General features: G+C 54.6%; 11 protein-coding genes. 7 read left to right on the forward strand and 4 right to left on the reverse strand.

Annotated elements, in window-relative coordinates; translation table 11 throughout:
• Window positions 1-318: 318 nt before the first annotated feature.
• Window positions 319-1,110 (reverse strand): TatD family hydrolase, encoded by a 792-nt coding sequence (locus QNK41_RS06265; RefSeq protein WP_319254873.1) that lies wholly within the window; start codon window positions 1,108-1,110, stop codon window positions 319-321.
• 196 nt (window positions 1,111-1,306) lie between these two features.
• Here QNK41_RS06265 and QNK41_RS06270 point away from each other — a divergent pair, with 196 nt between their 5' ends.
• The 3 genes from QNK41_RS06270 (at window position 1,307) to QNK41_RS06280 (ending at window position 4,629) form a co-directional block, all read left to right on the forward strand.
• Complete coding sequence (locus QNK41_RS06270; RefSeq protein ID WP_319254875.1) at window positions 1,307-2,143, forward strand: sulfide/dihydroorotate dehydrogenase-like FAD/NAD-binding protein; 837 nt, start codon at window positions 1,307-1,309, stop codon at window positions 2,141-2,143.
• 110 nt (window positions 2,144-2,253) lie between these two features.
• Complete coding sequence (gltA, locus tag QNK41_RS06275; RefSeq protein WP_319254877.1) at window positions 2,254-3,666, forward strand: NADPH-dependent glutamate synthase; 1,413 nt, start codon at window positions 2,254-2,256, stop codon at window positions 3,664-3,666.
• 93 nt (window positions 3,667-3,759) lie between these two features.
• A complete protein-coding gene (locus tag QNK41_RS06280; RefSeq protein ID WP_319254879.1) occupies window positions 3,760-4,629 on the forward strand; it encodes a phosphatase PAP2 family protein in 870 nt (289 codons plus the stop codon).
• 123 nt (window positions 4,630-4,752) lie between these two features.
• On the opposite strand, the gene QNK41_RS06285 is transcribed toward QNK41_RS06280, so the two are convergent.
• On the reverse strand, window positions 4,753-5,079 hold the full coding sequence (locus QNK41_RS06285; protein ID WP_319254881.1) for a hypothetical protein: 327 nt from the start codon (window positions 5,077-5,079) through the stop codon (window positions 4,753-4,755).
• Window positions 5,080-5,415: 336 nt separating this feature from the next.
• Between QNK41_RS06285 and QNK41_RS06290 the strand changes: the two genes are divergently transcribed.
• The gene (locus QNK41_RS06290; RefSeq protein ID WP_319254883.1) at window positions 5,416-6,093 is read left to right on the forward strand and encodes a zinc ribbon domain-containing protein; all 678 of its coding nucleotides are present in this window, start codon (window positions 5,416-5,418) and stop codon (window positions 6,091-6,093) included.
• Window positions 6,094-6,379: 286 nt separating this feature from the next.
• Window positions 6,380-6,943 carry a nucleotidyltransferase domain-containing protein gene (locus QNK41_RS06295; protein WP_319254886.1) on the forward strand — a complete coding sequence of 188 codons (564 nt, stop codon included), beginning with the start codon at window positions 6,380-6,382 and terminating at the stop codon, window positions 6,941-6,943.
• Window positions 6,944-7,105: 162 nt separating this feature from the next.
• On the opposite strand, the gene QNK41_RS06300 is transcribed toward QNK41_RS06295, so the two are convergent.
• Together QNK41_RS06300 and QNK41_RS06305 are read right to left on the reverse strand one after the other, a co-directional pair.
• On the reverse strand, window positions 7,106-7,645 hold the full coding sequence (locus QNK41_RS06300; RefSeq protein ID WP_319254888.1) for a type I restriction enzyme HsdR N-terminal domain-containing protein: 540 nt from the start codon (window positions 7,643-7,645) through the stop codon (window positions 7,106-7,108).
• A 64-nt stretch (window positions 7,646-7,709) separates the two neighbouring features.
• Window positions 7,710-8,570: a DMT family transporter gene (locus QNK41_RS06305; protein WP_319254890.1), complete on the reverse strand. Its 861-nt coding sequence runs from the start codon at window positions 8,568-8,570 to the stop codon at window positions 7,710-7,712.
• Between the two features lie 341 nt (window positions 8,571-8,911).
• Between QNK41_RS06305 and QNK41_RS06310 the strand changes: the two genes are divergently transcribed.
• Together QNK41_RS06310 and QNK41_RS06315 are read left to right on the forward strand one after the other, a co-directional pair.
• Window positions 8,912-9,805, forward strand: a complete 894-nt coding sequence (locus QNK41_RS06310) for a S1C family serine protease (protein ID WP_319254892.1) — start codon at window positions 8,912-8,914, stop codon at window positions 9,803-9,805.
• Window positions 9,806-10,238: 433 nt separating this feature from the next.
• On the forward strand, window positions 10,239-11,542 hold a 1,304-nt coding region (locus QNK41_RS06315), incomplete at its 3' end, for a sodium:proton antiporter (protein ID WP_319254894.1).

The raw sequence follows: 11,542 nt of genomic DNA on the forward strand, positions 1-11,542 counted from the left end.
GCATACTTTTCCCCACAGCGTCTGGTTCAACCCGGTATCCGCCGCCATGTGGAACTACACCCGCACCATTATGATGATCCGCCAGATTTTTCCCATGTTCGAACTGTCCATCGACGGTCTGGAGAAGGCCGTTCAGCACCTCATGGCCGCCTAGTACCCATCCAGAAACGGCATCTTGCGACCCATATCTGCGTTCTCGCGTTATTGAAATCCTCAACGTAGCGCTGCTACGCCTGCGGTTGCAATAATCCTGCGGCCTTGATCTGAACCGCAACCTGCCATTTCTGAATGGGCACTTGTAAGGGCGCGGGTAACACTTCAGCTTGTCTTCGGATTGATGCGAAATAGCCTGCAGGTGTTGTCCCAGATTTGTTCTGCCAGCGCTGCCGGATCTTCCTTGCGAACCTCGGCGACTTTAAATAGAACCTCACGGACGAATGCCGGTTCGTTGCGCCGATACTTGTTGCGTTGGGGGGTGGGCGTTAAATAGGGTGCATCGGTCTCGATCAAAAGCCGATCCGGCGGAATGGACGGGGTCATTTGCCTCAGGGGCTTTCCCCGTTTGCTGACAGTGACGATTCCCGTGATCCCGATATAAAACCCCATTTCCAGGTACCGGTCCAGCTCCGCCCCTGTTCCGCTGAAACAGTGGACCACCGCGGGTCGACAGGTGCTGGTGGTGGTCTTGAGGATCTCCAGCAAACGTCCCTGGCTGTCCCGCTCGTGGAAGATCAACGGCAGGTCCAGTGTCTCGGCTATCTCCAGTTGACGGATCAGCCACCGTTCCTGGTCCTTTCGTGGGGAATGCATGCGGTTGAAATCCAGGCCAATTTCCCCCCAGGCCACCACTTTTGGGTCGGAAGCCAGGGCGGTGAGATGGGTCAGGGTCTCTTGTGTGCAGGACTGGGCATCATGGGGATGGATCCCCACCGAAGCAAAAAGGCCCGAATACCTATTGGCCAGCGTTACGGCCCGGTCAGAGGTGGGCCGATCGATACCAACAACCATCATCCGATGGACTTCTGCTGCTGCGGCACGATGCAGCACATCCTGAAAATCAGGCTCAAATGATCGGTCGTCCAAGTGGCAGTGGCTATCAAAAATATCCATAGTCTTTTCTATCACCGTCAATAGATATAATATATACAAATGGTTACATAAAAATCAGGCAAATATTGATTGGCCTCGTGTTTTGAGCTTGATTTCAAAACTCGGGGATGTATATTAGCCAAGTTCGGCCGATTAATAAAGAATATGTTTGGCGGCAGGACGGCCGCAACAAAAACGAAAAACCTGGAGGACGCACATGTTCAAGATTGTAAAACGGGAAGAGATGGCCGAAGGGACCGTGATTTTAAATGAGATCGAGGCCCCTTTAATTGCACGGAAAGCAAAGCCCGGGCAATTCGTGATCCTGAAGGCCAATGAAGACGGGGAGCGCATCCCGTTGACCATGGCTGACACGGATCCGGAAAAAGGCACCCTTACCATCATATATATGGTCGTGGGAAAATCGACGGCCCTGTTCAAGACCCTCAAGGTCGGCGATGCCTTCCAGGACGTCATCGGCCCGCTGGGTAAGCCGACCCATTTGGAAAAGCTGGGTAAAGTGGTCTGCGTGGGCGGCGGCACCGGTGTGGCCGTGCTGCACCCCATCACCCGCGCCCTGAAACAGATCGGCAACGATGTCACCTGCATCATCGGTGCGCGGACCAAAGACCTGCTGATTCTCGAATCACAGATGAAGTCGGCATCCAATGACCTGCGGGTCTGCACCGATGACGGTACCTACGGGCATCACGGGTTTGTTACCGATGTCCTCAAGGACGTGCTGGAAGCCGGAGACGTCAAGCTGGTGGTCGGCATCGGTCCGGTTCCCATGATGCGGGCCGTGGCCAACCTCACTCGACCTTACCAAGTCAAAACCCTGGTGAGCCTTAATCCCATCATGATTGACGGCACCGGCATGTGTGGGGGCTGCCGCGTAACTGTTGGCGGTGAAACCAAATTTGCCTGTGTGGATGGCCCGGAATTCGATGGCCACCTGGTTAATTTCGATGAGTTAATGTTACGCCTGCAAGCTTATTGTGAGGATGAGAAGGCCTGCTATGAGGACTACTGCACCCTTCGTGATGCTTCCTGAACAGCCAACTGAGAAAAAGATCGTTTCACCCCTATTGGGAAAACCTGAGCTTACGATGAAAGACCGGCGGGCAAAGCAGTGTCCGGCGATTGTTTAGACGGAGGAGATCAATGACGGAAAAAGCGGCTAAAAAAGAAAAGGCATCCCGGGCGGCGATGCCCGAACAAAAACCGGAGATCAGAAGACGGAATTTCGATGAAGTGCCTACCGGCTACACGGTCGCCATGGCCCAGGAAGAGGCCTCCCGATGTCTCCAGTGTAAAAAACCCGGCTGTGTGGACGGTTGTCCGGTGAGTGTGGACATTCCCGGTTTTATCAACCTGATCAGCCAGGGTGACTTCACCGCTGCCATTCGGCACGTCTGGACCAAAAACGCCCTGCCCGCCGTATGCGGCCGGGTCTGTCCCCAGGAGATCCAGTGTGAGGGCAAGTGCATCGTGGGCAAACGGGGTGAATCCGTGGCCATTGGCAACCTGGAGCGTTTCGTGGCTGACTGGGAGCGGGAAAACGGTACGGGTGCCTTGCCTCCCCAAGCGCCCCCTACCGGTAAAAAAGTGGCTGTGGTGGGTTCCGGCCCCTCCGGCCTCACCGTGGCCGGCGACCTGATTCAAAAAGGGTACGATGTCACTGTTCTGGAGGCCTTTCACAAGCCCGGCGGCGTGCTGGTTTACGGTATCCCCGAATTTCGCCTGCCCAAGGCAATCGTGGCCCAGGAGATCAATTTCCTGGAACGTCAGGGGGTCAACCTTGAAGTGAACGCCGTGGTCGGACGCACCGTCAGCCTGGACGAACTGCTTGAAGACGGATACGAAGCCCTCTATTTAGGTGTGGGGGCGGGTCTGCCCCGGTTCATGAACCTGCCCGGTGAGAATCTTATCGGCATCCTTTCTGCCAACGAATACCTCACCCGGGCCAATCTCATGGAAGCTTATCGCTATCCGGATGTGGACACCCCGATTCCCAAGGGCAAAAATGTGGTGGTTTTGGGTGCCGGCAACGTGGCTATGGACTCGGCCCGAACCGCCATGCGGTTGGGTGCGGACAGCGTCAAGATCGTCTATCGCCGATCCCGGGATGAAATGCCGGCCAGGGCCGCTGAAATTCACCATGCCGAGGAGGAGGGCATTGAATTCTTCCTCCTGACCAACCCCACCAAGTTCAAAGGTGACGAGAAGGGCAGGCTCACCGGCATGGAGTGCCTGAAAATGGAGCTTGGCGAACCCGACGACTCTGGCCGTCGTCGCCCCATCGCCATCAAAGGCTCTGAGTTTCACATGGACACCGACCTGGTCATCGTTGCGGTGGGCTCCGGGGCCAACCCTCTGCTGACCCAATCCACCCCGGACATGGAGTTGAACAAGTGGGGCTACATCGTGGCCGACCCGGAAACGGGAAAAACAACCAAGAAAGGCGTCTGGGCCGGTGGTGACATTGTGACCGGCGCCGCTACGGTGATCCTGGCCATGGGTGCCGGCCGAAAGGCGGCCGACTCCATCCACCAGTACCTGACCTGGGGGTGGTAACCGACTGATCGGTGTGCAAGATGAAAGCCGGCCGGGGATAGGATTCCCGTCCGGTTTTCTTTGATGACGGCTTATACCAGGCCAGGTAAAATTATGGCGCTTTTATCAGACACATCGCTGATTGTGTGGCTGCAACAGTTCAGCCCGACACTCGACCTGCCATTCAAACTCATCACCTCCTTGGGCAACGAATCGTTTTTTCTACTGTTCCTCCCCTTCGTATACTGGTGCATCCATCGTCGTATTGGTTCCGGACTGGCGATCCTTTTTCTGATTTCCGCATCGGTAAACGCCATTGCCAAAGCGTTGATCGGCATGCCCCGACCTTTTATGGTGGATCCGTCGGTGATGCAACTGGCAGCTGCCGGCGGTAACGGATTTCCCAGTGGCCATACCCAAGGCGCCATGGTGGTCTGGAGCTACCTGGCCGTCCGATTCAAGAAAACATGGCTGTGTTGGACGGCCGGTGGATTGATTTTTTTAATCCCTCTATCGCGGCTATACCTCGGCGTTCATTTCCCTGCGGACCTGGCCGGGGGATACATGATTGGCGGATTGCTTGTACTTACCTTTTTCAAAGCAGAGCGCCCGGTCGCTGAGAAGATCGAAAAGCATTCACCAGTGAAATCGATCCCTGTTTTAAGTGCAGCTACCGTTGTGACCGCTTTTTTGGTGAAAGACCAAGGCCCATATGTGATCAGCACGGCTGCCGCATTGATGGGAACCAGTTTGGGCATTGTCCTGGAGCGCTGCTGGATCGGGTTTAAAATCAATACTGGCCTGGCAAATCGTTCAGCGCGTTACCTGGCGGGTATCGGCGGCCTGTTGGTTATCTATACTGGGTTGAAGATCGGCTGCGCGGGGATGGAACCCGCATGGCTGTTTCGATTCGCTCGTTATAGTCTGGTGGGATTGTGGATCGCTGCCGGTGCACCGTTTCTATTTCATCGGTTCATTAGATAGTGTCCATCACGGCGCTGCCTATAACTGCCGTTACCGGCAGAAGATTCCCCGCGGCTTGCCGCGGGGTGGGTTCAATCAGCTTTCGTGAGCGTTAGTGCATATACTGAATGGGCGTTGCTGCTATCAGGTGAACAGATCGACCGCTTTCTGCATCGCCTGATTGGAAATGGAAGCGTTGGTCTGCGACAGCTGCTCGGCGGCATGTAGGGCCACCTGGGCGGCATCTTCCTCGGAAAGGTCGGTATTTTCGGTACGCTGACCGGGTGCTTGAGAGCGGGGCAATTCGGTAACGGCCTTTTTAGACGTATCGGACAAGCTAATATGATAATCCGGGCTTTCCTCGGCCTGGGCTGTCTGCTGGCCTGGGGCGTCTTCTTTTTCCCGCTTGACGTCACTGACTTTTTGCGCGCTGTTCAGCCCCTGGACCTGATTGGTTGTATCGATTTCCATGATGGCTCTCCTTTTTAATCATGTCCGACGGTAACCCATGTGCTTATTTCCCGGCCAGTCCCCATCGGTTGACGAGGGTCTGCCGGCACAGCCAGAAGGGTTGTAGAAGTCTCGAATTGTTTATCGGCACGCGGCAGGGATAACTTTAGCCTTTTTTGTTAATTATTTTTTCCGAAGGCGTCGTCGAACGGTTTTCGGTTGAACAGGAATGGGCATGCCTTTACCCTCAGTTGACAATACTCAACCACGCATTAAATTAACCGCTAACGCCTGATGCCAGGCATTGGATGAACCCCTTGACTGAATCTTTTGAACTAACCTGATGGAGGCTTGTAAATGGCTTTTGAAACCAAAGAAGAAGTTCTTGAAAAAATAATGGGCATGGAACGGCCTGCCTGCCCCCATTGCAATGCCCAGATGAGCATCTGGGAGGTGCCGTCCATCAACGTCGGCGACGGTTTAGGCTGGGGAACACCCTACCTGTTCATGTGTTTTAACGACGAGTGCTCCCTTTACACCCAGGGATGGGATAACCTGATGGAAAACTATGCCCATCACGCTTCCTACCGCTGCATGAATTATCCCGGTACCGAGCAGTTTGAACTGATGCCTGTATTCAGCCCTGTTGGGGCAACCGGCCAGGTGATCGATGATCAGGTGCTCGCCCAGGAAGAAGTCCTGAAGCAGAACATTAAAAAAGGATTCTCGATTCTGGCAGACTGCTACGTGAACCAGGACGGTGTATCGATCCTGAGGCTGCTCATGGATTCGGCTGAACCGGTGCGGGTTCGTATGAAGGCCGCGGAAATGATCGGCGATATCGGTGAATTGGAGGCCATCGAGCCCATCCGTAATCTCAAATTCGGCAACCAGCGCCTGCAGGAACAGGTGGATACTGCCGTAAACAAAATCCATGAACGCTTCTACACCCGCGAATGCCCCTTTTGTGCGGAAATCATCAAAAAACGCGCCAAGGTCTGCAAACATTGTGCTAAAGAGGTGGCCGGTCTTTAGCAGGCTGTTGAAAACGTCATGAGCGAAGGCAAGACAAGGTAAAAATCGGCGAAAAAGCGAAGTTTAGGGTTGATAAATGAGAATTTTGAGTCGAATTTTAACGCCGTATGGCCAAGCGCAATAGTTTTTCAACAGCCTGTGAGAACCCAGCCTTACTGAATGTATCCCGAAGCGCCGTTTCCTTACTTTGCAGGCAGACGGCGCGGTCTTGCCTTTCCCTGTCTCTCCCGCTACAATCATTTATCCAGTCATTGGCCAATCTGAAATTTCTTCCCAATTGCGAGGCATGGTGGAAAACGACCATCATCTGGCAACAATGCTGTTCGCCATCGAGCGGATTAGGGCAGATCTGAAAGCCTACCACCCCAAAGCCCTGCTGTTGTTCGGCTCAATGGCCCGACACCTGGCCGGTGACCCTGGTGACCATCTTCCCAACGACGTGGACCTGCTGGTGGTCACCAACAATACCCCGTTTCTGGTCATGAAAAAGGAATACGGATGTGCGATGGAGTTGCACAGCTTCACGGTGGCACGAATCGTGGGAATTGCCAAAAGCCTGCGGTACGACAGCCGCCCGGTCGCCCTTTCCAAGCTTTATAGCCGGGTGCTGGCTAAAGAGCACGCCATCGACGTGATCGCTGCTGCCATGATGCTGGGCACGGCTTACGGACATTTCGGCATCGAACAGATCGAGGTCAATGGCATTATCGACACCCGGGATTATTCGATCCATCAGGCCCTTATGGGAAGCGGGTGGTGGGAACGGCTTTGCCGCTATGCGGTTGAACGACGTGGCCCGTTGATGCGGTTTACCGACAAGATCGTGCGTAATTATGTTTTTGAAGGGTGAGCCAATTTCAAAACGCTCCATTTCGGCCAATATCGGCGTTGGGCGACGGTTTCAATCCTCGAAATACTCCATGTATTCCTTCAGTTGAAAGGATCCTCCGCCTTGATCTTGAACGAACGGCAACGTTTTGAAACAGGCTCGGTGTGATTCAAAATATGATGATCAGCTGCGACGTCGACGCACGTTCACATTCATGGAATCATAGGACCGAAATACCAACCGCTCCCTGGCCAGCCGGTCCGGTACTAACGGGTTCAGCGGATCTGCCTGTGATAGGATAACTGCCTCGTTTCTGGTGGGAATGGCCGCAAGTCCGTCTCCTGTTTTCTTTCCGGTCGCCGCATCCAGAACGGTTGCGCCGGATCCGTCTGACACCACCGCCAGTGGTAACGGAGACGTGCCATAAAGTCTTGCCGCCGAAACGATTTCCCGCTCTCTTGATCCCAGCGAACCGGCCGCACATTTAACGGCCATTAACGGTCTGCTACCGATTTGAATGATCAGGTCCACCGCTGATCGATACACCTCACCATCGATCTCCACATCGATCGGGGCATCCACGATCACATCTTCTCGCCGGTAGCCTTTGACTTCAATCAGATATCGTTCCACCTGCTGACGGTTGGCTTCAGCCCCCACATTGGGCACCCGTTCTCCGGTAATAAAATCGGCGATGACGTTCGGATTGGTATCTTCTTTCACAAGCCGCTCCAAAAGTAATGGATTCGTTAACTCCGTTGGTGCATTTCACAATCCTTTACCGTTGTCAAACCGCCGCCCGCCGAACCATGGCCAACAGGGTGGTCATCAAAATCACAGCGCCTCCGGCAAGGGTGTGGGCCGACGGTATCTCATGCAGCAGGAAATAGGCGAAGACGATTCCATATACGGGCTCGAGACAGGCGATCACGGATGCCAGTTGGGCGCGGATAAATGTCAGCCCGCGAATAAACAGGGCGTGGGACAGGGCCGTGCAGACCACTCCCAATAGGACCAGCATGCCCAATTGAGCGGCATCGATGCGTACATCGATCCAGCCCATCATCGGCAAAAGCAGCAGGGTCACGCCGACATTCTGGTAGAAGGCGATGACGACCGGCGGGTATTCCTTCACCCATTTGCGATTCAACAGAGAGAGGATGGCAAATGTAAATCCGGAGACGGTTCCCCAACAGACACCGGAGAAAACCTCTCCGCCGAAAGGTGACGGGTAGACCATGATGCACAACCCCAACACGACCAAAAGGGCTGTGACCATATCCATCGGACGGCGTTTTTCCTTAAACCACCAAGGCTCCAAGCAGGTGATGAAAATCGGGAAAGTGGAAAAGGCCAGCAGGCCCACCGCCACGCTGGAAACCTGGATGGCATGAAAAAAGGTGATCCAGTGAACGGCCAGGATCAACCCCAGCAAGCCAAACAACCCGATGGTCTTCGCATCTTTTGGCTGCCTGTTCGGCTGGGTCAGCAGCAGAACCACCCCTAAAGCGATCGCGGCGAATCCGGTGCGGCCCAGAACAATGCACCACGCGGGCAACGCCAGAAATTTACCGAACAGTCCGGCAAGGCCGAAGAGCAATACGGCCACATGGATGTCGATCAGTCCGGAGGTGTGAATCGTCTTCAATTTAATCCTTTTCCGGAAAAGGGGGAAAGAGCCGGTTTTGTATAATGAACCGCGCTGATTGTTCAATGGTATAATGGTTTTCTTGAATTGTTCCCGCCGTCGTGAGATCATAATCAGGAATAAATAACCGCCTCCTCGATGGAGAGAACATGCACTGCAGCCTCAAAACGATGGTTTTCTGCGGCCTGACCGCGCTTCTTTTTGTTATCCTCACCGGCTGAGGCAACAGCACCGTATACAAGTACAAAAAGGACGGGATCTGGCACTTTACCGACAATCCCGGCGAGGTCCCCGTATCTCAATTGACCGAATCAGCTGAAGCCGCACAGGAAACAGGCGCGGTGAAGACCGATCTTAAACAGCAGCTGGCCGCCGCCTTGAATCCGATGAACGAGATTGAAACGGCCACCTTGGCCACGGTGGCCATTGAAACCACGTTCGGGTATGGTACCGGGTTCTTTGTGACCGATGATGGCTATATTGTCACCAATAAACATGTGATCCGTCAGAACACGGGTCCCGGTACGGCGGACGATCCAGCGGCCACATTGAAAGCTGCCGCGCTGGATCGATACGACGCACAGATCGAAACGGAAACGCAGCGGTTGGAACAGGCGCGTGCCGATATTGATGCCTTCCGGCGCTATATCGACAGCCAGCCGGAATCACCCACCCGGCAATACAATGAGACGCGCTACCAGGAAGGGCTAAAGCGCTTTCAGCGCTGGGAAAAAACCATACGTGAACATCGGCACAAGATGGCCTCGGAGCGATCCGCTTTTCAGGCGACGCTGCTGCAGCAGCGCGTTGACGCCAGCCTGGCCGGGCTGAAGCGGCATTTTACCGTCTATCTGGCCGACAACCGGCCGCTTCACGCCTATGTGGTTGAAATCAGCAAAGAGCACGATCTGGCCCTGCTGAAGGTTGACGGTTACACGACTCCGTTTTTAACCCCGGAAACCCCCTTTGCCTCCGCTCAGGGAGAGGCGGTCTATGCCATCGGCAATCCCGTAAAGCTAAGAAACTCGGTTACGGCCGGGGTGGTTTCCGGTTTCGAAGGTGTATTCGTGAAGACCAATGCCCAGATCTATCCCGGTAACAGCGGGGGGCCCTTGGTTACTGCCAGTGGGCGGGTTATCGGCATCAACACCTTTAAAAAGCTCACCCGTAAGTTCGAAGGCCTCGGATTCGCCATATCCATCAAGGTGGCATTGGATGCATTTGATGCCATCTGATTCCTTGTTTTTAACTTTCACCGGCGACCTGATCGGCCCTTAACGGCCATGCCCGACACACCGGCCAAACCAGTTGACAATAAAACGAAAACCGTAGTATGCAAGACCTTCATTTCATTTCATATCTAATGGTTAGACGATATTTCGAAAGGGTGACAACCCCGGTCGTCCGTTGGATTTAACGGCTGGCCGGAGCGATCGAATTACGGGAAAACGCACAGGACAGACATCGGCATGAACAGTGGGGCAAGGCCTTTTCTGCCTGAGGACGTCGCTCCCTTTAGATAACTGGCAGATCTGAGCAATGGTTTAACAAGCTGGCTGACCCTGCCTTGGGTTTTCCTATCGGTCTAGTCGGCGATCTCCTTTTTTATATCGACACGGGTCAATCGTTGCGTTGGCCCTGTTTCTCAACGGGGAGGCCAGACCGCCCATGAGCACATCCTGCAGACGGTTGATCATTCTCACGCTTTGGTTCGTCGCCCTTTTTCTTACCCTGACTGTCCAGGCACCGATGGTGCAGGCCTCCGAACCGCAACACCCACCTGGCAGCCATCTTGAAGGCAATCCGGCAACTGCCGAAACATCGTCCGCTGAGCATTCTACGGAAGAGGGCCACCCGGCGACAGACCAGGGAGGCCACCACGGTCATAAAGACCTGGGCCCGGTCCTGCCGCTGTGGAGCTGTATCCCCTTCGCCTGCATGCTGTTTTCCATCGCCTTGTTTCCGCTTCTGGCCCCGGAGTTCTGGCACCACCACTTCGGCAAGGTGTCAGCATTTTGGGCGGCGGCAATGGCCGGCCCGTTCCTATACGTATACACGGGCACCGCCCTGTATGAAATCATCCACATTATCCTGGCGGATTATGTGCCCTTCATTATTCTGCTGTGGTCCCTGTATACCGTTTCAGGTGGCATCCTTTTAAAGGGGTCGCTGCGGGGAACCCCGGTGGTCAATGTGCTCATCCTGACCATAGGCACCCTGCTGGCTTCCTGGATGGGTACCACCGGAGCCGCTATGCTCCTGATCCGGCCATTTCTGCGGGCCAATAATTACCGTAAGAACCGCACCTTCATGGTGGTCTTTTTCATTTTCCTGGTGGCCAACATCGGCGGATCGCTGACACCGCTGGGAGATCCACCGCTCTTTCTGGGGTTTTTGCATGGCGTCTCCTTTTTCTGGACATTTGCAATTATGCCCCACATGCTGACCGTCGCCGGACTGTTGCTGGGGATCTATTTTTTTCTGGATCTTTACCATTACCGAAAGGAAACCGGGCGTGTCCCGGCAGACGAAGCCGAGAAAACACCGCTGAAGCTGGTTGGGGTTCACAATTTCATCTTTCTGGCCGGCATCATCGGCGCCGTTCTCATGAGCGGCATGGTCGACTGGGGGCATGTCAATTTTCTGGGCGTTCACCGGGGGATCCAGGATTGGGTCAGGGACGGCCTGCTGATCGTCATGGGTCTTCTCTCCATGGCCACCACCTCCCTGGAAATACGGGAAGACAACGACTTCACCTGGTTTCCCATCATCGAGGTGGCCTACCTGTTCGTGGGCATCTTTATTACCATGATCCCCTGTCTGCTGATCCTAAAGGCCGGCGCCAACGGCCAGCTGGCCTTTCTGATCACTGCGGTGAAGGAACCGGTACACTACTTCTGGGTCACCGGTGCCCTGTCGGGTTTTCTGGACAATGCACCCACCTATTTGACCTTTTTCAACACGGCCCTTGG

Source organism: Desulfosarcina sp. (assembly GCF_033791525.1).
In the GTDB taxonomy this organism is placed as follows: Bacteria; Desulfobacterota; Desulfobacteria; order Desulfobacterales; family Desulfosarcinaceae; genus Desulfosarcina.